Origin of the sequence: uncultured Gilvimarinus sp. (genome assembly GCF_963975215.1) — a bacterium.
Taxonomy (GTDB): domain Bacteria; phylum Pseudomonadota; class Gammaproteobacteria; order Pseudomonadales; family Cellvibrionaceae; genus Gilvimarinus.
In genome coordinates, this window is the sequence record NZ_CAXBFW010000031.1 from 1 (window position 1) to 22,809 (window position 22,809).

19 protein-coding genes and 1 riboswitch are annotated in these 22,809 nt (G+C 55.3%); of the genes, 7 read left to right on the forward strand and 12 right to left on the reverse strand.

The features are described 5' to 3' along the window. Window positions 1-552 precede the first annotated feature (552 nt). The gene (locus AAC019_RS15305; protein ID WP_339900031.1) at window positions 553-1,443 is read right to left on the reverse strand and encodes a LytTR family DNA-binding domain-containing protein; all 891 of its coding nucleotides are present in this window, start codon (window positions 1,441-1,443) and stop codon (window positions 553-555) included. A 313-nt stretch (window positions 1,444-1,756) separates the two neighbouring features. On the opposite strand from AAC019_RS15305, the gene AAC019_RS15310 reads away from it, so the two are divergent. Continuing rightward, on the forward strand, window positions 1,757-4,102 hold the full coding sequence (locus tag AAC019_RS15310) for a TonB-dependent receptor (RefSeq protein ID WP_339900033.1): 2,346 nt from the start codon (window positions 1,757-1,759) through the stop codon (window positions 4,100-4,102). Between the two features lie 80 nt (window positions 4,103-4,182). On the opposite strand, the gene uca is transcribed toward AAC019_RS15310, so the two are convergent. The 6 genes from uca to AAC019_RS15340 all read right to left on the reverse strand — a co-directional run bounded on the left by uca (window position 4,183) and on the right by AAC019_RS15340 (window position 12,010). Next, entirely contained in the window at window positions 4,183-7,812 is a 3,630-nt protein-coding gene (uca, locus tag AAC019_RS15315; protein ID WP_339900034.1) for an urea carboxylase, read from the reverse strand. A 101-nt stretch (window positions 7,813-7,913) separates the two neighbouring features. Beyond that, the gene (locus tag AAC019_RS15320; protein ID WP_339900036.1) at window positions 7,914-8,555 is read right to left on the reverse strand and encodes an urea amidolyase associated protein UAAP2; all 642 of its coding nucleotides are present in this window, start codon (window positions 8,553-8,555) and stop codon (window positions 7,914-7,916) included. An 11-nt stretch (window positions 8,556-8,566) separates the two neighbouring features. Continuing rightward, on the reverse strand, window positions 8,567-9,289 hold the full coding sequence (locus AAC019_RS15325) for an urea amidolyase associated protein UAAP1 (RefSeq protein ID WP_339900037.1): 723 nt from the start codon (window positions 9,287-9,289) through the stop codon (window positions 8,567-8,569). Continuing rightward, window positions 9,286-10,104: an ABC transporter ATP-binding protein gene (locus AAC019_RS15330; protein WP_339900038.1), complete on the reverse strand. Its 819-nt coding sequence runs from the start codon at window positions 10,102-10,104 to the stop codon at window positions 9,286-9,288. The genes AAC019_RS15325 and AAC019_RS15330 overlap by 4 nt, the downstream gene beginning before the upstream one ends. Continuing rightward, the gene (locus AAC019_RS15335) at window positions 10,101-10,922 is read right to left on the reverse strand and encodes an ABC transporter permease (RefSeq protein WP_339900040.1); all 822 of its coding nucleotides are present in this window, start codon (window positions 10,920-10,922) and stop codon (window positions 10,101-10,103) included. The genes AAC019_RS15330 and AAC019_RS15335 overlap by 4 nt, the downstream gene beginning before the upstream one ends. A gap of 47 nt (window positions 10,923-10,969) precedes the next feature. Further along, on the reverse strand, window positions 10,970-12,010 hold the full coding sequence (locus AAC019_RS15340) for a putative urea ABC transporter substrate-binding protein (RefSeq protein WP_339900042.1): 1,041 nt from the start codon (window positions 12,008-12,010) through the stop codon (window positions 10,970-10,972). Between the two features lie 59 nt (window positions 12,011-12,069). Further along, window positions 12,070-12,182: riboswitch (guanidine-I (ykkC/yxkD leader) on the reverse strand. A gap of 433 nt (window positions 12,183-12,615) precedes the next feature. Between AAC019_RS15340 and AAC019_RS15345 the strand changes: the two genes are divergently transcribed. Then, window positions 12,616-14,940, forward strand: a complete 2,325-nt coding sequence (locus tag AAC019_RS15345; RefSeq protein ID WP_339900043.1) for a DUF1631 family protein — start codon at window positions 12,616-12,618, stop codon at window positions 14,938-14,940. Window positions 14,941-14,943: 3 nt separating this feature from the next. Continuing rightward, window positions 14,944-15,306, forward strand: a complete 363-nt coding sequence (locus tag AAC019_RS15350; RefSeq protein ID WP_339900045.1) for a PilZ domain-containing protein — start codon at window positions 14,944-14,946, stop codon at window positions 15,304-15,306. A gap of 28 nt (window positions 15,307-15,334) precedes the next feature. Here AAC019_RS15350 and hemL read toward each other — a convergent pair whose 3' ends face one another. From hemL to hemJ, 4 genes are all read right to left on the reverse strand, one after another. Next, on the reverse strand, window positions 15,335-16,615 hold the full coding sequence (gene hemL, locus AAC019_RS15355; protein ID WP_339900046.1) for a glutamate-1-semialdehyde 2,1-aminomutase: 1,281 nt from the start codon (window positions 16,613-16,615) through the stop codon (window positions 15,335-15,337). Further along, the gene (gene thiE / locus AAC019_RS15360) at window positions 16,612-17,301 is read right to left on the reverse strand and encodes a thiamine phosphate synthase (RefSeq protein WP_339900047.1); all 690 of its coding nucleotides are present in this window, start codon (window positions 17,299-17,301) and stop codon (window positions 16,612-16,614) included. Before thiE ends, hemL begins: the two co-directional genes overlap by 4 nt. Window positions 17,302-17,370: 69 nt before the next feature. After that, window positions 17,371-18,210 carry a hydroxymethylpyrimidine/phosphomethylpyrimidine kinase gene (locus AAC019_RS15365; protein ID WP_339900048.1) on the reverse strand — a complete coding sequence of 280 codons (840 nt, stop codon included), beginning with the start codon at window positions 18,208-18,210 and terminating at the stop codon, window positions 17,371-17,373. A 77-nt stretch (window positions 18,211-18,287) separates the two neighbouring features. Continuing rightward, window positions 18,288-18,710 (reverse strand): protoporphyrinogen oxidase HemJ, encoded by a 423-nt coding sequence (hemJ, locus tag AAC019_RS15370; RefSeq protein ID WP_339900049.1) that lies wholly within the window; start codon window positions 18,708-18,710, stop codon window positions 18,288-18,290. 171 nt (window positions 18,711-18,881) lie between these two features. On the opposite strand from hemJ, the gene argC reads away from it, so the two are divergent. From argC to erpA, 4 genes are all read left to right on the forward strand, one after another. After that, on the forward strand, window positions 18,882-19,928 hold the full coding sequence (argC, locus tag AAC019_RS15375; RefSeq protein WP_339900050.1) for an N-acetyl-gamma-glutamyl-phosphate reductase: 1,047 nt from the start codon (window positions 18,882-18,884) through the stop codon (window positions 19,926-19,928). A 30-nt stretch (window positions 19,929-19,958) separates the two neighbouring features. Beyond that, window positions 19,959-20,699: a DUF6776 family protein gene (locus AAC019_RS15380; RefSeq protein ID WP_339900051.1), complete on the forward strand. Its 741-nt coding sequence runs from the start codon at window positions 19,959-19,961 to the stop codon at window positions 20,697-20,699. A 37-nt stretch (window positions 20,700-20,736) separates the two neighbouring features. After that, window positions 20,737-21,147: a polymer-forming cytoskeletal protein gene (locus tag AAC019_RS15385; protein ID WP_339900052.1), complete on the forward strand. Its 411-nt coding sequence runs from the start codon at window positions 20,737-20,739 to the stop codon at window positions 21,145-21,147. Between the two features lie 81 nt (window positions 21,148-21,228). Further along, on the forward strand, window positions 21,229-21,582 hold the full coding sequence (gene erpA / locus AAC019_RS15390) for an iron-sulfur cluster insertion protein ErpA (RefSeq protein ID WP_041522326.1): 354 nt from the start codon (window positions 21,229-21,231) through the stop codon (window positions 21,580-21,582). 19 nt (window positions 21,583-21,601) lie between these two features. Here the strand turns inward: erpA and AAC019_RS15395 are convergent, their stop codons facing one another. Next, on the reverse strand, window positions 21,602-22,747 hold the full coding sequence (locus tag AAC019_RS15395) for an anhydro-N-acetylmuramic acid kinase (RefSeq protein WP_339900054.1): 1,146 nt from the start codon (window positions 22,745-22,747) through the stop codon (window positions 21,602-21,604). Between the last annotated feature and the right edge of the window lie 62 nt (window positions 22,748-22,809).

The window sequence follows — 22,809 nt, forward strand, 5'->3', positions numbered from 1 at the left end:
CGAGAGCCGTCCCTGGCTCTCGCCCTTCGGGCAGCGAAGCTGTCTAACGCGGCGTCCTGCCGCGTTATCCGCCTCTTGGCAACTGCTCCTGCGTCCCTGCCGTCGTGGGCACCATACAAGTTAAAAGGCTCGGTCTTCGGATCGGGCCTTTTTTGTATCTGCGGGTTTGGTGCGGGCGTAATCGAACCAGCTCTTTATTGTGGTTCGATTGACGAGAGCCGTCCCTGGCTCTCGCCCTTCGGGCAGCGAAGCTGTCTAACGCGGCGTTCTGCCGCGTTATCCGCCTCTCGGCAACTGCTCCTGCGTTGCTCTACCTCCTGCTTCCTTGCAGTCGTGGGCACGATACAAGTTAAAAGGCTCGGTCTTCGGATCGGGCCTTTTTTGTATCTGCGGGTTTGGTGCGGGTGTAATCTAATCAGCTTTTTAGCGGGGCGATTGAATTGGGCCTCAGGCCAGGCTGCTCTACCTACTTGTTAGAACACACGCTTCTCCTTCTTTTGTATTCCCCGCCGGTATTCCCTTCGTTTTTAATACGCTCGTCGTTTGATTGAGTTAACTTGCCAGCTTAATGTCGCTGGGTTTTTGTTTGGTGACCAGGGTGCCGAAGCAGGCTTTGGCCAGCTTACGGTTGTTGCGGCTTACGGGTATCCGCTGGCCGTTGCTCATAATGCAGCAGGCGTCTTTGCCGGTTAAGCTCAGGCGTTCGACGTGTGCTTTGGCTACCCAGTGAGAGCGGTGTACTTGCAGGCCCTCATCGTCAAACGCTTCGGCGTAGTATTTAAGGCTGCCGAGAATCATGGTTTTACCCAACGTTGTGTAAACATTGAGGTAGTGTAAATCCGATGAGATGGCAATGAGGTCGCGACCCAGTATTTCTGGCAGGGCGGCAAAAAATTCATCGCGGCGCGCTTGCCGCTCTTCGTGTCGCGTCTCATCTTTGGCTGGATCTTGGGGTGGGGCCGGTGGGGTAGTAAGAGTGGGTTTATTCAGCAATAGGGGTAAGTTGACTAAGACCCAACCTGCCAGCACCAGCGGCAGCACCTGAAAAAATTCGCTAATAAGAGCATGCCAAGGGCCCTGCAGGGCGTACCGGTCCCAGAAACTGTCGGGTGGGTCAGGCGGTATAAGCGAAGGCAGTAGCGACTCAATGGCAAGATACGGCGCAGTGGCAATGGCGGCGCCTAATACCCCGGTGGTTAGCAGCAATAACCACAGTGGCCAGCGCGCCGAGTGGGCACGGCGTATAAGTAAGCTAACCAGTAGTATGGCGCCCAGCGCGATACCTATGTGCAGTATCCAAAAACACAGCCGCGCAAGCAGCCCCAGACCTTGAGATGCCTCGGGCTCGACGATGGTAAACAGTAAGGTCAGCAGCGCGCACACGCCAAGCAAGCTGGTGCGGATGGGCGCGACGCCTAATATCGTTCGGTCTATCACATGCATCGGCGGGTAAGTCCTTTTGGCTGATTTGAAGGGCTATTGTGGCAAATAACCCCCGGGTTGTACGGCTAATCTCATAAACGGTTGTTTTATTTCATCGGTGGTGGCGCGACCGTGGGCAATTTCGTACTGTGCTAATGGGGGGTGTGTAAGAGGTTGCGCGTCAGTGCTGCATAATTATCACCATTAATGCGGCGGGCAAGAACCGGGTGAGGCCAACTCCCGTATAGTTCGTCAGTCATCCATTCTGGGTTTAAGGATAATACTCACTATGAACATTGGTACGCTTCGCCCCCTGTGGGCTGCAGGACTCTTTATGACCGCAGTAGTGCCCGCGGTGGCGGCCGACTTATTGGTCGAGATTCAGGACCAGACCACGCTGCGCAGCTTAGCTAAGGCCCGGGTGGTGGTAACCGACCGGGAAGGGCGCCAGCTTGAGGCCCAAAGTAGCACTGAGGGGCGCGCCCGCTTTAGCGATTTACCTCCGGGCTTGTACGAGGTACTGATTACCCAGCCGCGTTACAACAGTGTACGGCTGCCGAGTGTGCGTGTGGTGGAAGATAAAACCACGCCTATTAACGTTGCGCTGATGGCCGCCCCGAGTGGTGTGGAAGAGGTACTGATTTTAGGCAGTAGTAGCACCGGGCAATGGCTGAGCTCGGCTGGGGCCACAGAGCTCGACCGCGAGGCGCTGCGCAGCTCGGCCGGTAGCGGCGGTGATGTGCTGCGGGCGCTGGATGGCTTACCGGGGCTGTTTTCCGATGGTGAATTCTCAAGCTTTACCGTGCGCGGCAACGGGCCACGAGATAACCAAATATTTGTGGACGGCGTACCCTTTGATAGCGTGGTGCACTTTAGCGACAACTTTGGCGAGCTAGAGGATGTAGAGGGCGGCGGCCGCTACAGCGTGTTTGCGCCTAACACCATTGGCAAGGCGGACTTTCAGCCTGGCGGCTGGTCGGCCGCTTACGGTGGGCGAGCTGGCTCTTTGTTGCAGCTAGAGGTGGCCGAGGGCAACCCGGAGACACCCTCCTACAGTGCCCGAATCGATGTAGCCGGGCTCGAGGTGGGCTACGATGGCCCGACCGGCGTGTTGGATAACACCAGTATGCTGTTCTCGGCGCGGCAGCTTAATTTTGGCCGCTTGTTTGAGATGATCGGGCTGGACGATGTGGGCGAGCCCGAGCTTACCGATATTATTTTAAAAACCACCACCGCGTTTGACAGCGGTGATACGTTTAACTTTCTGGCGATTTACGCCCCCGAAGAATACACCCGCGACATCAACCATGTGTTGGCCTCGGACGAAGACGAACCGGGTATTTTTGAAGATGTGGGGCTGGTTTCTCAATCGGCTGACAATACCTTAGTGTCGCTTAGCTGGACGCACTTATTGGGTGAGAGCGCCGAGCTAACCAACCGCTTGTACTATCGCCATTACGGTGAGGACTCGCAAAGCGGTGAGGCCTACCCGGATTTAGTCCCGCTGGATACGTCGGCGTCTGAGGTGCCGAGGCGGTTTCCCATTATTACCTCAAGGCGCGATGAATCTGAAATTGGTTGGCGGCTGGACTTTGGCTATGACAATGCCTTGGGGCGATTAAATGCCGGGCTGCGGGTATTGCAGTTGGATTTAGACCTTGGGTTGGCACTGGACGATGACTGGATTCGCTACGAGTACGATCAATCCGATTATCGCCCTTCGCCCGAGCAAAAGTATATTGTGTTAACGCCCGAGTCTCTCGACTCCAGCTATTCCGATAAATCCGTGCAGTACGCGGGGTATCTTGAGCAAAACATGGCGTTAGGGCCGATCGATGTTCGCGCCGGGCTGCGCTTTGACGCCGACGAGTTAACCGGCCACGATGCCGCCTCGCCGCGTTTAGGGGCATCATGGCCACTGGGCGAGTCGTTTACCTTAACGGCAACCGCCGGCCGTTACTTACAGGCACCGCGAATCGATGAGCTGGCGATTGACTCGGCCAACACCGACCTCGATTTTGAGAAGATTGATCAGTTAACCGTGGGCGTTAGCTACCGCTACAGCGATAACATCGAGGTTTTTATCGAACCTTATTATCAAGCTATTAGCGATCGGATCGTTCAGCTCGATGGAGTCAACCAAACTTACGGCAATACCGGCGAGGGCACCTCCTTTGGGGTGGACACGGCCATAACCCGCTACTTTGCTAATGGCTGGTCGGCCAGTGCCACTTACTCGTACAACGACGCGGTCTATAAAGATTCGGCACAAGGCGAAGAGTACGACGCCGATTACAATCGCCCTCACGCGTTTAGTCTGGGTGGCGTGTGGGAGGTTAATCAGCGCTGGAAAGTTTCTAGCCGGGTTAAATGGGCCTCGGGCCGGCCGTTTGGTGATTTTATTATTAACGATAATGTTCTGGGCGACGATGAACCACTGCGCTACAGCAAAGAGACCATTAGCAATAATACCGAGCGTTACGGTAGTTACAGCTCAGTGAATGTGCGGGTGGATTACCGCCGCGATTTGGGCCCGGTGGATGTGATAGCTTTTGTCGACATCATTAATTTATTCGGTGCCGAGAACCCTAACAACAGCGATTTTAATGAACGCACCGGTGAGGACACGCCCGAAGAGGGTTCGATGTTGCCACTGCTAGGGCTGAGATTTGAGTGGTAAGGCGCGTGGCGTGACCCGGGATGACGGCGATTGATCGATCGCCGTCATCCCGGGTACCCGTGGTTGTTAAAACGAGGGCCTTACTCTGTTAGCACCACTAAGGTTTGCCCAGGCTTAACGCCGCCGCCGGGCTTTTTAAGCAGCTGTTTAACCTGACCGGCGACCGGGGCGGTGATGTTAATTTCCATTTTCATGGATTCCAGTATCAGTAGCGTTTGTCCGGCCTCTACCGTATCGCCCACCTCTGCTTTTAGCTGCCAAACGCTGCCGGATACAGAGCTGTCCACCGGCGTGTCACCTTCGGCAAGGTCGAGTTCGTCTTCGCTATCGGTTTGCTCGATGGGGGTAAAATTAAACTGGCCATCGCGATGCCAACGGGCAAGTTCATCATCAAACGCCTGTTGCCGGGTGGCATTAAAGCGCTCGATTTCGACACTGTCGGCGGCGATATTTGCCTCGTAATCGGCCAGGCTAAACTCTGTGTGTTCGATGGTCAGCGGGTATTGCCCTCGGGGAAAATCTTGGCGAATTTGTTTAAGCTCGTCGCTGCTCACCGGGTAAAATTTCACCTGATCAAAAAAGCGCAGTAGCCAGGGCTGCTCAAACTCTTTGGTGGTTCGGTAGCGGTTCCACATTTGCAGTGTGCGACCCACAAACTGATAGCCGCCGGGGCCTTCCATTCCGTATACGCACATATAGGCGCCGCCGATGCCAACCGAGTTTTCGGCGGTCCAGGTGCGGGCGGGGTTGTATTTGGTGGTCACCAAGCGGTGGCGTGGGTCCATGGGGGTGGCTACCGGAGCGCCCAGGTAGACATCGCCTAACCCCATGACCAGGTAAGAGGCGTCGAATACGATTTGCTTTACATCGTCGATGCTGTCCAGCCCGTTAATGCGGCGAATAAACTCTAAGTTGGATGGGCACCAGGGGGCGCCGGGGCGTACGCTTTGTTGATATTTTTCGATCGCCAGTTGGCAGGCTTGGTCGTCCCACGATAGCGGAATATGCACGATGCGCGAAGGAACACTAAGGTTGGCAATTTGTGTTGCCAGATAGCGCTCACCTTTTTGCAAATGCGCCAACAGAGACTCCAGCGACAAGGCTTGGCTGTCGTAATGAATTTGCAGCGAGCGAATGCCTGGCGTGAGCTCGCGCATGCCTTGCAGTGGGTTTTCCTGCAGCCACTGCATTAAGGCGTGAGCACGAAAGCGCAGTTTAATGTCGAGCTGCAGCGGGCCGTACTCGACCAGTAAAAAGTGATCGCCCGCCGCGCGATAGCAGATATCTTCGCCCACCTCGTCGGCGCTTAGCTCGCCCACAATGGGTGAGGGCAGTGCAGCGACACTGACGTTATCGCCAAGCGCTAAAGGCACCGACTCTAGCGAGTTAATGGTGTTTTGCTGCCAGCGCTCTATATCAACCGCCTGCGCGACCGTGACCGGTACAAATCGAATCGTGTCGCCGGCGCGCAATTGCCCCAGCTTCCAGTGATCGGCGGTGATCACCGTGGCTGGGCAGACGAAGCCGCCCAGAGATGGGCCGTCGGGGCCGAGAATAACAGGCATATCGCCGGTAAAGTCCACGGTGCCAAAAGCGTAGGCGTTGTCGTGAATGTTGGATGGGTGCATGCCCGCCTCGCCGCCGGTGGTGCGCGCCCACTCGGGCTTGGGGCCGTTAAGGCGTACGCCGGTGCGGCTGGAGTTGTAGTGTACTTCCCAGTCGGTGGAAAAAAATGTTTCGATATCGCTTGGCGTAAAAAATTCAGGTGCGCCGTGGGGGCCGTAAATAACGCGCAACTCCCACTGATTGCCGATGCTGGGTTTAAGGGCATCGGGCAAACTATTGGCTGCGCTATTGCTTGTTGGGTTGGCGCTAGCGTGGCATTTTAAAACATCGCCGGCTAATAGTGCGCGACCATTGTGGCCGCCAAATTGGCCGAGTGTAAAAGTGGATTTTGAGCCGAGGTAATCCGGGCAATCGATGCCACCTGCAACCGCCAAATAGGCGCGCGCCCCTTGCTCGCTAACCCGACCAAGGTTTAGAGTTTGCCCGGCCGATACCGTAAACGGCTGCCAGTTTTGTATAACTTTGCCGTCGAGCTTGGCATCGATTTCGGCGCCGGTTAATACACACCGGGTATCAAAACCAAACTGCAGTGTTGGCCCCTGTACGGTAATTTCAAGCGCGGCGGCATCGGCGGCATTATCGAGTAGGCGGTTGGCGAGCCTGAAACTGTAGTTGTCGAAGGGGCCCGAGGGCGGCACGCCGATATCCCAGTAGCCACTGCGGCCGGGAAAGTCCTGAATGGTGGTTTGCGTACCACCGCTTAAAATATCAATGCGCGCCTCAGCGAAAGTACGCTCGTTTAGGTAGCGAGTGGTAATTTCACCCTTAATAAAAATGGGCTCGCGCAATAGCTCGGTGACATATTCTTTGTTAGTTTGAATGCCGTACAGTGAGCTGCCAAGCAAGCTGGTTTCGAGCAGGTCTATGGACTGGTCGCGGTTGCTGGATTTAGCGATAACCTTGGCCAGCATTGGGTCAAAATAAGGTGAGATTTCTAAACCGGATTCGATCCAGTGGTCGATGCGCAGTACGTCGCCTGCCTTGCGAAAGGTCTCAGGCCATTTAACTTCACTTAATAGTCCTGCACAGGGCTGAAAGTTTTTTACCGGGTCTTCGGCGTACAGCCGTACTTGAATGGCGTGCCCCTGCGGGGTAAGCGCGCTGTGTTCTTGAGCAAGGTCGGTTAAATCGCCGGCGGCGAGGCGAATCATCCAGCTGACTAAATCAACGCCCCACACCTCTTCGGTTACGCCGTGCTCTACTTGCAGGCGAGTGTTTACCTCTAAAAAGTAAAACTTTTCATCGAGGGCGTCGTAAATATACTCGACTGTGCCGGCCCCACGGTATTGTACGGCTGCTAATAAATGCGCAGCGGTTTGGTGCATTTGCTCGCGCATAACTTGCGGCAGGTTGGGGGCGGGGCACTCTTCAATGACTTTTTGATTGCGTCGCTGGCTCGAGCAGTCGCGCTCACCCAGTGCTACGGCGTGGCCTTTACCGTTGCCAAACACCTGTACCTCAATATGACGTGCCTGACCGATAAATTTTTCTAGAAATACGCGGTCATCAGAGAAATTATTAGCCCCGAGTTGACGAACCGCGTCAAAGCTCTCGCGCAGCTCGGTTTCACTGTTGCACAGCTTCATGCCAATGCCGCCGCCGCCAGCGCTGCTTTTAAGCATAACCGGGTAGCCTATTGCCTCGGCCTGTGTGCAGGCCTCGTCTAAACTTTGTAGCAAGTCGGTGCCCGGCACCAGCGGCACCTGATTTTGTTCGGCAATCTCGCGGGCGCTGTGCTTTAAGCCAAACACTTCCATCTGCTCGGGGGTAGGGCCAATAAAGGCAATGCCTGCCGCTTCGCACTTGGCGACAAAGCCGGGATTTTCACTTAAAAAGCCGTAGCCGGGGTGAATGGCTTGTGCCCCGGTTTTAACGGCGATGGCAATGATCTGCTCTTGATTGAGGTAGGTTTGGCTCGCGCTACCTTCACCTAAACTGTAGGATTCGTCCGCGTGGCTAACGTGTAAGCTGCCGGCATCGGCCTCGGAGTAAACCGCAACCGATTGGATGTTCATTTGTTTTAAGGTGCGGATAATACGTACGGCAATGGCACCGCGATTGGCAATCAGTACTTTGCTAAACATGAGCTTCTCCCGCGGGTCGTCCCGGGCTGTGCGGTTGGGTAGAGGTCGTCCTCTACGGCACGTCTAATTAAAAAATGTGTGCACACTAAGGTGTGGCAATCTTAATCCCAGATGATCATTTCTACCGGCGTCGGGTTGTAGCCGTTGCACGGGTTGTTAAGCTGCGGGCAGTTGGACATCAGTACCAATACATCCATTGCCGCTTGCATCTCGACGTACTTGCCGGCACCGGAGATGCCGTCGGCAAAGGTTAAGCCGCCGTCGGCGGTGACGGGCACGTTCATAAAAAAATTGATGTTGTGGGTAATATCCCTTTTGCTTAAACCGTACTCTGGGTGCTCGGCAATGGCCAGCATCCAGCTATCGCGGCAGGCGTGCATGCAGCGTTTTTCTAAGTCATAGCGTACGGTGTTGCTCTCTGTGGCGCAGGCGCCGCCCAGTGTGTCGTGTCGGCCACAGGTGTCGGCGGTTATCTCAAGCATCGGGTTGCCAAGATTAGAGCGCAGCACACTGCCCGCGCTTAGGTACACTTGAGCTTGCTCGCGGATGGTGTCCATAGCGCTGTAACGCTCCGATGGATCGGCGGCGTTAAAAAACAATGTGTCGGCGGCTTGGTTGCCTTCGATGTCTAAGATGCGCAAAGTCTGGCCGCGCTTTAAAGGTGCTAAATAGTAGTCGCCGGCGCCAATCACGTGGCGAGCGCTGGCGTTACTGACGTCTAGTTTACTGGCTACAATAGTCATGGTTTCTCCTGCTAGACGCCGATGTGGTAGAGCGCGTTGTTGGCAAAGCCGCGCGCGTTTTCGGGGCGGGCGTTTAGGCATAAATCGTCATCGCCCACGGCCTCGGCCTCCCCCAGCTCAATTTGGATGGGCGCCCGTGGGTATTCGCTTGAGTTGTCTAATGGGTGAGGGCAGCTGTGCATCAATACCAGCGTGTCCATCTCAAAGCGCAGCGTGGTGCTGGCGTTTTTATTTCCTGCGCCCTGATCAAGAGAGAGCACGCCGTTATCGTCGGTGTAAGCTTTGCTAAAAAAATTAATGTTAGCGGCCATGTCGGCGCGGCCCAGCCCGTATTTGGCAAGCTCCACTAAAAAAGCGTCAAAACCATTTTGGTTCCAGTCGTTGCGCTCGGCTTGATAATCGCGTGCTCCCCAGCGTTGGGTTATGTGTTGCGCGTTGCTGTTGCCGCACACGGTGTCGTGCCAGCCAAAAGTATCCTCGGTAATTGAGGCAAAAATACGCCCCATATCGGAGTACAAACAGTGGCCCGAGGTTAGCTTAAAGGTGTGCTGGCACTTTAGGGTGTCGGGTGCGTTGTAGCGCTCGAGCAAGTTGCGCGGGTTGTAAAACAGCATGGCTAAATTGCCGTTGCCGGTGAGATCGGTTAAACGCAGCGCACTGCCGCGACGCACTTCGAGTGACCAGTGGCTGGCACCCGGTAATGTGGTGGTGTAGTCAATAGTTTTTAAGGTCATTGAGTTTCTCCGCTTGCGCTGGCCACCTCGGTGGTATCGGCCGGGTTAAGGGATTGTTGTATTTGGCTGAAAGTGTCGTGGGGCATATCACCTACGGGCAAGTCGTAGGTGATCCGGGCGCCATAGGCGTTGGGCGCTTGTGGGTCGTGACGGACTTTGTCAAACACCCACAGGCGCGTGCCCAAATAAAAGCCTTCGGTTAAGTCGTGAGTGACCATAAAAATGGTGAGCTGATGCTCGCGCCACAAATCCAGAATAAGCGCGTGCATGTCGGCGCGAATGCCGGGGTCAAGGGCACCAAACGGTTCATCCAGCAATAGTATCCGCGGCTTACGAATCAGTGCCTGAGCAATGGCCAGGCGCTGGCGCATACCGCCCGAAAGCTCGTGTGGATATTTATTGGCGGCAGGGCTAAGGCCCACTCGCTCTAGCAGTTGACGGGCCTCTTCAAGCACGGCTTTTTTACGGCCGCCAAATAGCTTGCCGAGCAGTGGGGATTTTTCAAACTCCCGGGCGATAATTACGTTTTGCAGTACCGTTAGGTGCGGAAACACTGAGTACTGCTGAAACACAATGCCGCGAGCCTGATCGGGCTCGGTGGCGATGGGTTGATCGTCCAGCAATAGGTCTCCCCGGGTTTGTGTCTCCATGCCTAGCAACATTTTTAAAAAAGTACTTTTGCCGCAGCCAGAGGTGCCAACAAGCGTGACAAATTCTCCGGCCTCGACATTTTTGTTGAGGTTCTCGAGCACGATATTGTCGCCGTAACTCTTCCAGAGGTTTTTAATTTGCAGCATAGGGGGCGTAGGGCTCATGAGTTGCCTCCTGCGTGATGCCAGCGAAACAGTAGTCGGCTGCTGTTGGCTAACAGCCAGTCGACCATAAATGCCAGGAAGGTTATCCAAGCGACGTAAGGCAGAATTACGTCCATCGATAAATAGCGACGCACTAAGAAGATGCGGTAGCCCAGGCCATCGGTGGAGGCAATACCTTCGGCGGCGATTAAAAACAACCAGCCGGCGCCCAGCGATAAGCGGATGGCATTAATAAGCCGGGGCAATAATTGCGGTATTAAAACGCGCACCAGAATGTGCCAGGTGCTGGCGCCTAGGGTTTGCGCTTTAATCAATTGCTCTTTGGGGATCTCTTGGGTGCAGCGCTGAATATCCCGGGCAATAAAGGGGGCAACACCAAAAATAATCAAGGCAACTTTAGACAGCTCACCCAAGCCAAACACAATAAAGAGTATGGGTAGAAGTGCCATGGGCGGCACCAGAGAGATAACCGTTAGTAGCGGTGCAAACGGCGCATTGAGGGTAGGTAGTGCGCCTGTCAGCAAGCCGACAATAAACCCGATAATGGCCGCGATGCCCACGCCGAGCGCTAAGCGCTGTAGGCTAGAGGCGGTGTCTTGCCAAAACAGGTACTCGCCGGTACGTTTGCTGGGCTCGAAGGCCAGCCGGTGCATCGCATCCCCCATTTGCGCAAAACTGGGTAGCAGTTTGTCGTTGGGGTTGACCTCAAGACGGGCGTCGGACGCAATCACATAGATCAATAAAATCAAGGCAAAGGGTGCAAGGCCGAGCAGCACTTTTAGTGGCCGCGATGGTGTCAGGTTTACCAGACGTTTCATAAAGGTGTCCCGCTCGGGGGCAAGCGCCCCCGTGGTCTCGGTGATTATTAAAGTTTGCCGTCGGCGGCCATTTGCATGTAGGTCGTATCAAACCGCAGCTGAATATTGCCAGAGTTGCCGTACACATCCGCAGGGCCGGCAATACCGATAAAGCCCGCATCCGGCGCGCCTTCACCCAGCAAACCGTGGTCGAATGAGAACTCGGCGACTTTGGCCATGGTGCTCAGCAGCTCGTCGCTGTTCACCAGCGCCAAGGCATCACTTGGCTGATAAAACATTTTAGTGCTGGCCAGTTGTGCCTCGTATCCTGCGAGATCAGTACCAGAGGCTTTGCCCATAGCAGTGCGCGCAGCGACGCCGGTAGCGTTGTCGGCGCTCATGGTTTGCATGATTTCATACCAGGCGCCCACCAGTGCTTTACCCAGCTTTGGGTTGGCAGCAAGTGTGTCGGTGTTGACGACTAACAAGTCCATGATTTCGCCTGGGATTTGCGATGAGTCAAACACCTTATTAGCGTTGGGTTGCTGCAGGATTTCATTGAGGAGCGGGTTCCAGGTAGTAACCGCATCAATAGAGCCGGAGCTGTAAAGGGCGACTAAGTCGGCGTCGGAGGTATTGACTACCTGTACGTCAGCTTCTGATAAGCCAACGGTATCCAATGCCCGTGCCAGAAGGTAGTGGGATACGGACAGTTCGACCAGATTAACCCGCTGGCCTTTAATATCGCTGAGCGAGTCTTTGCCTTTGAGTACGACACCGTCATTGCCGTTGGAGAAGTCGCCGACAATTAAGGCCGTGCTATCGATGCCGCCCGCGGCGGGTATGGTTAAGGCGTCCATGTTGGTCATGGTGCAGGCGTCAAACTCGCCGGCGGTGTATTGATTAATCGACTCGATATAGTCGTTGATTTGCACAACTTCTATGTCGATGTCGTATTTATCGGCCCACTTATCGACGATTTTTTGCTCGGCGCCGTAGCCCCAGGACATCCAGCCAACGTAAATGGACCAGCATACTTTAAAGGAGTCGGCGGCCTGGACTTGAGCAGACAGCAGTAATGCCAGAGCGGCAATAGAAAGGGACTTCATACAAACCTCCGGGGGATTGTTTTGGTTACACACAACTCGCTTGGCGATCAGGCCAATAAGTCTCCCGGGCTTTTGTCCCGCCGTGTAACCTCCACTTTGGTCGGAGGTCGAAAGCTCTCGGACCAGTCGCAGTGCTTATGCTGGCACTGCCGGAACCCTAGCTTTCTATTTTTTCCCAATTGTCTATGTCCTGATCACCAGTGGTTGTGTGGACATGTTGTACGGTTGGTGAAGAGCAATATGGATACCAACTATGAGATCTTTGCCGCGAGCCCTTTTGTTGTGGGGGCAAGAGAGGGTGTGAGGGGCAAATAGAAGACAAAAACCGTAGTGTTTGGCATTTTTGTGGTGCGTGGCGAGAGCGCTTGCTTTATGTTGGTGCAAAAGGAAGGTTGTTAAAAGTGTTGCTGTGACGTGGTGCACAAATGTGCGATTATTGTACGACTAGCTTATAATGTTAAAAAATGTCAAGTGACGGTGATTGTGCTGTTCACCGAATCGCGGTCCTAAACGTTGGGCGGCTCTACCCGCCTGTGCTGTCAGGCCTTAACACGGGTGAGCTAATGGATACTATGTCTATGTCAAGGGATAAAAATGGTGGTGGGATGAGCGTGACTAGCCCCGACACCTCTTACGAAGTGTTGTCCTCCGCGCAGGTTGAGCGTTGTCTTAAACTGTGCACTAATGCGGCGCAGGATTATTTATTACAGAATTTTCCGGCTTTTTGGGGAGAGTGGATTGCCTCGATCGAAAAACGCGAAGAGCATGCACGCTCTAATAAAGAGCAGGTCGCTCTGGCGGAAATAACCAAGCAATTACAGGCATCGGGCAACGCTTGTATCACCCAGTATCAAAAGTACCTGACGCAGAGTTTTGCCGACTTCGCGGCTCAGCAGCTGCACGTGGCCAGTGGGCAAGAACGATTTAGTCAAAATATAGGCTTGTCGCTGGTTGATAACGCTGAGCTTGAAGAAACCATCGCTATTACCTCAATATCGCACCGCGCGGATGCGCAGTTTGCCGAATCGCTCTGGGCGCTTAACCAGCGCTTAGCGTTGGTTAATGGTGGCCGTAAAATCGATGAGCGGAGCAACCCCGTTAGCCCCATTCAATTTTGCGATAGCCTGCGCCGGGTGTTGCAGAGTTTGAACCTTGATGCGCGTATCAAGGTTCTTGGCTATAAGCAATTTGAGCAAGCGGTTATTAAGCCCGTGGGTGGGCTCTATCAGTCGCTTAATGAGTTGTTGATGGCCGAGGGGATTTTGCCAAATCTTCGCTACAGTGCGAGTGGCGCTGATACCGAAGCCGCGCCCGACAATACCGCTGGGGCGGCTGAACCCGAGGCTTCGGCTAGTGAACCTTCAGCCGAAGCCTCGCCCGAGCGGCGCGGGCGCCGGGCGACTGATCAGCTGGTTGCGCCTGGCGCGGCGGGCGACCCCCAGCAGTACCAACAGGGGTTGGTCAGTGCGATTCGCTTGTTGCAAACTCATTTGGGAGGCGCGGTATCGTCGGCACCTGTTGCTGCAGGTGCTCCCGCCGGCTCGGCGGCGCTTGGTACGAATCGCACCGGCGGCGGTTCGGCGGCGGGCGGCACATCGGCACCCGTCGTCGGTGCGATTCAGGTGTTACAGGCACAAATGGCGCAGTCTACTCAGAGCCTGCAGCAGGCCGAGGCGGGCGACATACAGCCACTTGCGGTGGCAGCTGTGTCCGAGCAGTTGGCGGCGGAGCTTAAAAAGCAGGGCGCCGGCGATGTTCTAAATGACGATATGAACACCATTGAGCTTGTGGGGCTGGTATTTGCCTATATCCTCAATGACGAGCAGTTGCCCGATTCGGTAAAGGCTTTGTTGAGTTATTTACATACCCCGGTACTGAAGTTGGCATTTATCGACAAAGAGTTTTTCGATAACGTCGATCACCCCGCACGTCTTTTGCTTAACCACATGGCTGAGGCGGGCAGTCGCTGGATAGGTAACGACGGTACCAGTCAGTACAATATCTTTGAAAAAATAAAAACTACCGTCTTTCATGTGCTGGAATATTTTGAAAACGATGTAAAAGTTTTTGCCGAAGCGTTGATGGAGTTTAGCTCTTATGCCCGCAATGTGTCGCGTCGCCAGGAGTTAATGGAAAAACGCGCGCTGGAAAAAGCCCGCGGTGAAGAAAAGCTACGCGAGGCAAAAATTCGTGTAAACAGTGATGTATCCGCCTGTATCGATGGCAAAGCGTTACCTTCGCCTATCTTATTGCTGTTGTTGTTACCCTGGTCAGATTATTTGTCATTTATCATTTTGCGTTACGGTGCCGACTCGGACAGCTATCAGCAGGCGTTAGGGGTTGCCGGGCAGTTATTGTGGAGTATTGAACCTAAATCACTGGAAGCCGATCGTGTGCGGCAGATTGAGGTTCAGGGTGATTTACTTCACACATTGCAGTCTGGCTTTGAAACGATCGGCTATGAGCAGAATAAATCGCGTAAACTGATTGATGCGGTCAGTTCGCTGCAGCGCTTGGCCCTTAAGAGCCGGCAAGTAGAGCCGGCGCCCGAGACCATGCGCAATAAGCTTGAGAAAATGGCGGCCGAAAAGGCCGGCCAAGTGAAACAGGATGACCGCCCGGTAACACAAGAAGAAGCTCAGCTGATTGAGAAGTTAAAATTGATTGAGTTTGGTACCTGGCTGGAGAACGACAAGGGCCAGCGTATAAAAGTGGCCTGGTACAACCACAAGACAATGCATTATATGTTGGTTGATCAGCAGGGGCGCAAGGTATCTATGACATCGGCGAAGCACTTGGCGCGCGAGATGATTGCGGGTAAGTTGCGCGTGATCGCCGGCAGCGCCAAGCCGTTCTTCGAGCGCGCACTGGAAAATATTTATCACAGTCTCAATGCCCGTGCGTCGGGCGAGTTGTTGGAAGGCGAGTAATTTATGGCAGACCCACTTTCTCCCGATGCCGATGGCCGTACAACCGCGCGTAGCTCGGTTGCCCAGAGTATCGATGTATATGACAACACTCGCGACGCTTACCTGGGGCGTATCGTTAACTTACACAGCCAGGGGCTGATGGTGATTGGCGATCAGCCCTTTGAGGAAGATTGCCTGTATCGGCTGGACTTACACTTATCTGAGCCTGTAAACGAGCGCAACAGCATTCAGTTGGGTGTGGACTGCCTGTGGGCGAGAAACGCTGAAGATAACGGTAAGCACTGGGCCGGGTTTAGTATTATCGATGCCTCGCCCCAGGCGCTGGCCGACATTGAAACTTTGACGGCCAGCGCGGATGCACAATAGCGCTAACCGCGCGATCTGTTGCCTGAAATTACAAGGTCGCGAACACTTCGGCGGCCTTGCTGATGGTTGCATCAATGTCGGCATCGGTGTGAGCGCCAGAGACAAAACCCGCTTCATAGGAGGCGGGCGCTAAGTACACCCCACGCTCTAACATGCCGTGAAAGAAGCGATTAAACCGCGCTGTGTCGCACGCCATTACCTGGCGATAATTCTCGACCACTTTTTCTTCGGTAAAAAAGCAACCAAACATGCTGCCGGCGTGATTGGTGGTTAGTGCGATGCCCGCCTCGGCGGCCGCTCGCTCTAAGCCTTTCACCAGTCGCTCTGTCTTGGCGAATAAGTTGGGGTAAAAGTCGCTGTCGCCCAGCTGCGTTAAGGTGGCGATGCCCGCGGCCATGGCCACCGGATTACCCGATAGTGTGCCGGCCTGATACACCGGGCCGCTTGGGGCGATGTGATCCATTATCTCGCGCTTACCACCAAAGGCACCCACGGGCATACCGCCGCCGATGACTTTGCCGAGCGTGGTTATGTCGGGGGTGATATTGTAGCGCCCCTGCGCGCCACTGGGGCTGACGCGGAATCCCGTCATAACTTCATCAAAAATCAGCAGGCTTTGATGCTGATCGCATACTTCGCGTAAACACTCTAAAAACCCTTCGACGGGCGGTATGCAGTTCATGTTGCCGGCTACCGGCTCGACGATCACACATGCAACTTTGTCGCCTTGCTCGGCAAAAAACTCGCGCACCTGAGCGATGTCATTGTAGTTAAGCGTTACCGTATGGGCGGCCAATACTTTGGGTACGCCGGGTGAGCTGGGTACGCCCAGCGTGAGTGCGCCAGAGCCTGCTTTAATGAGCAGTGAGTCGCTGTGGCCGTGATAACAGCCCTCAAATTTAACAATGGTGTCGCGCCCGGTGTAGGCGCGCGCGAGGCGAATAGCGCTCATGGTGGCTTCGGTACCGGAGTTAACAAAGCGCACCTGATCCATGCTGGGCACTCGTTTGCACACCAACTCCGCCAGAGTCGTTTCGGCCTCGGTTGGTGCGCCGAAGGTAAGCCCGCTTTGGACGGCAGTCATAACGGCGTCGATAACCTTGGGGTGGTTGTGCCCCAGAATCATAGGGCCCCAGGATTGCACATAGTCAATGTAGCGTTTGTCGTCGACATCGGTAATGTAGGCGCCGCTGGCGCTTTTAAAAAAGATTGGTGTGCCGCCGACGGCCTTAAAGGCGCGTACCGGCGAGTTGACGCCACCGGGTATCCATTGATTGGCTTGTTGAAAAAGGGTTTCTGAACGAGTCATGACTCAGTGGCTCCTGACGAGGTGAAGGATACTGAAACCCGTGGGGGCACAGTCGCTAAGAGTGAATGAAAGCTGCTGGCAAACTCCCGTGGGTTTGCACTGTGAAATGCATCGTGACAAATGGCCGTGTAATCGGCGCCAGCTTGTAGCATTTGCCCGGCATTGTGCAAACCAATGCCGCCAATGGCTACCGTGGGTAATGTTGGCCAGCGCTCGCGTGCGGCACTCAGAATATCAAGCGTGGCCGGCATCGCCCCGGGCTTTGTGTGTGAGCTAAAAAAGCGGCCAAAAGCCAAATAACTGGCGCCGTTATTAGCGGCCCTCTGGGCTAGCGTTAAACTTGCGTGACAGGTAACGCCGATAATGGCGTCGTTGCCCAGTTGCCGCCGGGCCTCGGGTAGCCGAGTATCCGATTGCCCCAGGTGAACACCCTGCGCGCCGCACTGCCGCGCCAGTTGCACGTCATCGTTAATAATAAGGGCCGCGCCGTATTGCTGGCACAGCTGCGCCAGGTGCCGGGCTTCGCGTTGGCGGCGCGCGTGGTCGGTGCTTTTGTCGCGGTACTGCAGTAATTGGCAGCCGCCATCGAGCAGTGCATCCACTATACGGTACAGCTTTTGATCGTGATATTGCGCGCTATCGGTGATGGCGTACAAAGGGTGAGTGATGCGGTTAAGGCTTGTCATGGGCGCAGTTTACTGGGGCGGCTGATGCTTCGCAAAATCTTTTTCGGCCGGTATGACGCGCGCTTACGGTTAATGCAGGCGGCCCTGAATTTTACCGTTGCGATCGGCCCAGTAGAGGCGGTTGGGAATGCTGTGGCCCATGCCTAAACGGCGACTCGCTTTAAGGCATTGCCAGGTGTATTGCTGACCTTGCTCTAGCGCGTCGCTGAGCAGCAAGCCGTGGGCGAGGTAGGTGCAAATACTGGCCGACAAGGTGGCGCCGCTGCCGTGGCTAAAGATGCTGAGCCGCGGCCAGCAAAAAGAGCGCACCGGTCGCCGGGGTAAATACAGGCGATTTTCATAATCGTTGGCTGTGCGTCGGGCACCGGTGATCAGTACCGCCGCGCAGCCCTGGGTTAGTATCTCCTGGCCGCAGGCGTCTACGGTATCGGCTTGGCGGGACAGTTGGTGAGCCTCGACAATGTCCGGTGTGACGACATCGGCCAGTGGCAGCAGCAGTGATTTCATGGCGTCGATAATCTGCTCGGTGCCGTCAAGCTGGTTGGCCGAAGCGTTGGCAATCGACAGCGAGGCAACCGGGTCGAGCACCACCGGAAGATCCCGGTAGTCGCGCAAAATACTGTGCACAGCCTCAATTTGCTCTACCTGGCAAAAGTACCCAAGTTTTATCGCCGCCACTGGCATGTCTTCTAAGATGGCGCGGCTTTGCTCAATCAGTAAATTGGCGGGGGTGGGTTGCAGGTCGACCATCTGTCGGGTGTCCCGGGCGCACAATGCGGTGACGACCGCGCAGCAATGCGCCCCAAGGCTCACTGCGGTTTCTATATCCGCCTGGATTCCGGTACTGCCACTTGGGTCGTGACTCGACAGCGAGAGCACGACCGGAGTGCGATCACTAAACTCCGACATGGTAATCACCTTTGCAAAGCGAAAATCGTGTCATGAGTCTAGCACAGGCATGCGCTGGTGGACGGTGCGCCGGCGCTCTAAAAAGGCTTTACCACGACCAGAATCACAATGGCGATCAGTGCCAGTACCGGCAGTTCGTTAAACACCCGAAAATAGCGGTCACTGCGGGTATTGGCGCCGCGGGCAAAGCGTTTTACATGAGCGCCACACACATGGTGGTAGCCCACCAGTAGTATCACCAGCGCTAGCTTGCACCAAAACCAATAGGTTACTTTGATCAGCTCCCACTGATAATGCACCAGTGCGCCGCCCAACACGAGGGTGGCGAGCATCGCCGGGGTTGCGATGGCGCGGTACAGTTTGCGCTCCATGATCTTAAAGCGCTCCTGGCTGGCCTTGTCTTCACTCATGGCGTGATAGACAAACAACCGCGGTAGATAAAACAGCGCGGCAAACCAGCAGATTACCGCGATTATATGAAAAGCTTTGATCCAGAGCATCTGTGTTCCCGGGGCAGTCTAAAGCCGCCATTATGACAGCCTATGTGCGTTTGCACAGCGCCCGCGGGCGCGGCTGGCAATTTATCCGGCGGGCTCTTATGATAGAGGCCTTTTGTGCAGTAGCTTTGGGCGCCTTAAGCGCTGTTGGCTGAGTAATATAGAGGGCTGAGTGTGATTAAAGTAGGAATTGTCGGCGGTACGGGTTACACCGGCGTGGAGCTGTTACGGTTATTGTCCAAGCACCCAGAGGCGCAGGTGAGTGTTATTACCTCGCGCGCCGAGGCGGGCATTCCGGTGGCGGACCTTTATGCCAACCTGCGTGGTCACGTCGACCTGTGCTTTAGTGAGCCTGATATTGAAACTCTGGGTGCCTGTGACGTGGTCTTTTTTGCCACGCCCCACGGTGTGGCGCAAAACTTAATGCCAGCGCTGCTTGCCACCGGTACCCGGGTCATCGACCTGTCGGCCGACTTCCGCATCCGCGACCCCGAGCTTTGGGCCCATTGGTACAATCAGGCGCACGGTTGCCCGGAGCTTATCGGCGAGGCCGTTTACGGCATACCAGAGGTGCAGCGCGAGGCGATTAAGCAGGCGCGTTTAGTGGCGTGCCCCGGCTGTTACCCAACGGCGGCGCAGCTTGGCCTGTTGCCGCTACTGGAAAATAATTTAGTCGACAGCGAACAGCTGATTATTAATGCCGCCAGCGGCGCCACGGGTGCGGGGCGTCAGGCAAAAGTCGACTTTTTGCTCACTGAGGCAAGTGAAAGCTTTAAAGCTTACGGCGCTGCCGGTCATCGGCATTTGCCCGAAATCGAGCAGGCGCTGCGGGATATGCAGCCCGCCGGTAGCGTGCCGGCCAAAGTAACGTTTGTACCGCACTTGCTGCCCATGATTCGCGGTATTCATGCGACTACCTACGCCCGGGCGCTCGACGCCGATACCCTGCCAAATTTGCAGGCGCTGTACGAAGAGCGTTTTGCTGACGAGCCTTTTGTCGATGTGATGCCGGCGGGCAGTCATCCTCAGACGCGCTCGGTAAAAGGCTCGAATGTGTGCCGCATTTCCGTGTTCCAGCCCCAGCAGCGCGATACAATCGTGATCTTGTCGGTTATCGACAATCTCACCCGTGGCGCCTCCGGGCAGGCGGTGCAAAATATGAACATTATGTTTGGCTTTGCCGAAAATGCGGGGCTGGATATTGTCGCGTTGTTGCCGTAAACCGGGTGTTGTTATGAACGGATTGTTCCTTTGAGTGCAGTAAAAGGCAGTAAACAGTATTCAATGAAGGTGGTGCCCCGTCGCCCGGGGCGCACGCTACTGGTTATGTTGTTGATCACCGCGCTGTTGGTGGCGGGTGCCGGTGGTGGTTACTTGTACGGCTACTGGGTTGGTATGGGCGGTAAATCGTTTGCCCTAGGGCAGCGCGATACGCTAAACGCTCAGTTGCGAGATAGCCGCGCCGAGGCCGAGCAGTTGCGTCAGCAAGTGGCCAACTTGACGCTCTCGTCAGAGGTAGATCGGCAGGCCAATAATAGCGTTCGCAATGAGGTGATCGAATTGCGCGAACAAATTGCCAGCCTCGAGGCTGATATTTCGTTCTATCGTGGCTTAATGGCGCCGGGCGATGATGCCAAGGGCCTCAAGTTAGGCGAGGTGCAGTTGGTGGCGCGGGCAGAGCCTGGCCACTACAACTACAAAATTGTGGTGCAGCAGCTGGCTACCCAGCACTCGGTGATATCGGGGGAGCTAAATATTACTCTGGTGGGGCGCCGCGGCGGTGAGCTTGAGCGGCTGGGCCTTTACCAAGTGTCCGATGCGGTTGACAGTGAAGATATAAAACTGCGGTTTAAATACTTTCAGAATGTCGAGGGCGAGCTGATTTTGCCCGAGGGCTTTACGCCCGAAAGAATAGAGTTGGTTGCCCGGTCTACGGGTAAAAACGCGGCCGAAGCGAATAAGACGTTCAATTGGCCAGAGCCCAACGGATAACAATCAAATACCTATAACACTAGGTGGAATTAACATTATGGCATTTAACAGTAATCACACCCTGATTTCTAAAGGTACCCGCATCGTAGGGGATATTTACTTCGCGGGCGATCTCCAGATCGAGGGCACTATTCAGGGCAATGTATTAGTGGATGGTGGCGGAGATGCCAAGCTGGTTGTGGCAGAAAAGGGGGTGGTGGAAGGTGAGATCCGCGTGCCTCGCGTTGTAATCAACGGCAAAGTGGTTGGCAATGTGTTCTCTGGTAAACATGTCGAGCTGGCGTCTAAGGCCGTGGTCGAAGGTAATGTCCATTACCAGCTCATCGAGATGGTTAAAGGGGCGCAGGTGAATGGCGCGTTAGTCTACGGCGAGCAAAATGGCGAGCCGGCCAAAACCGGCTCCGCTGGCGCTATTGACCTGGAAGGCGATGAAGTTCCCGCAAGCTAATACGGTAATAGTTGACTGTTTTACTCTGGTATTGGGATAATGCCCGTTAGTACATCCTGCCCGAGTTATTGGAGTTTTACCATGTCGACCCCTGAAGTTTTTACCCCCGCTTTGCTCTATGTTAGCCCCGGCGCCGTGGCTAAGGTAAAAAGCTTGGTCGAGGAAGAGGGCAACGATGAGCTGAAGCTGCGGGTTTATGTGACCGGCGGTGGCTGTTCGGGTTTTCAGTATGGCTTTACGTTTGATGATGTGACCGCCGAAGATGACACTGTGGTCGAAAAAGACGGCGTTAAGGTCGTCGTAGACGCTATGAGTTACCCTTACCTGGTGGGCGCTAATGTTGACTATACCGAGGGCCTGCAGGGCGCTAAATTTGTTATCAGTAACCCCAATGCGGCGACCACCTGCGGTTGCGGCTCCTCTTTCTCGATCTAACCCCCGACTCTAATCCGGTTTAGCCCGGGTACACCGCACCCAAGGGCACAGCGCGGCGTGCGCCGGTAGCGCTTGGTAGGTTGCCGGGCAGCCCTTTAAGGCGCCGTTGGGCCAGCCATGCAAACGCTGCGGCCTCTACCCAGTCCGGGTCTATTCCTAACGCTGCGGTATTGTTAACCCTAAACTGTGGCAGGCGGCTGGCAAGGCTCTGTTGCAATAGTGTGTTGTGTGCACCGCCACCGCACAGGTACAGCTCGCCCCCCGCATCCGCCTTAGGGCACTGAGTGATATGTTGCGCGATAGTCTCGGCGGTAAACTGCGCGAGTGTTGCCTGTACCTGCGCGGGCTCCAGCGCTTTAAACGGCTCTAGCTGGGCGTCTAGCCAGTTCAGATGAAAATCCTCCCGCCCGGTACTTTTAGGGATGGGAAGCTTTAAGTAAGGGTGGGTAAGCAGCTGGGCCAGAAGCTCGGGGTTGGCAGCGGCACTGGCGGCCCACTCGCCATTTGCATCATAAGCCAGCCCGCGGTGGCGTAAAATCCAGCCGTCCATCAGATTGTTTCCCGGACCAGTATCAAACCCCAGGGTGTGCTCGCCAGCTGCGAGCCAGCTGATGTTGCTTATTCCGCCAATATTGACGATCGCCCGATTGCGTTGCGGGTGGGCAAAAACGGCGGTATGAAAAGCCGGAACCAGTGGCGCCCCTTGCCCGCCCTCGGCGATATCGCGCCGGCGGAAATCTGCCACGGTAGTGATACCGGTACGGGCGGCGATAATATTGGGGTCGCCAATTTGCCAGCTGAACGGCTGAGGGTTGCCGCCCGGAGGGCGATGACGAATGGTCTGCCCGTGGCTGCCAATGGCGCTAATACGGTGTGGGGCGAGTTGGCACTGGGTTAATAGTGTATTGGCGGCCTCGGCAAACAGCTCACCAAGCTGCGAGTCCATGGCGCCGGCGTGCTCTATCTCGTCTGTGCCTGACCCGCCGCACAGCGCGTGAATATCGCGTCGCAGGCGAGGGTTAAACGCCAGACTGTAATGGGCCAGCAGCCGACACTGTGAAGTGTCGATGGCCAGCAGTGCGGCGTCTATCCCATCGGCGCTGGTGCCGGACATTAACCCGATATACAGCTCGGTCTCGGGGCTTATGTCGCCAAGTGTGCTCATACGGGCGCCTGTTTAATTTTGGGGGTTATTCTTGGGGCGGCCTGCGTCATGTTGTCAGGCGC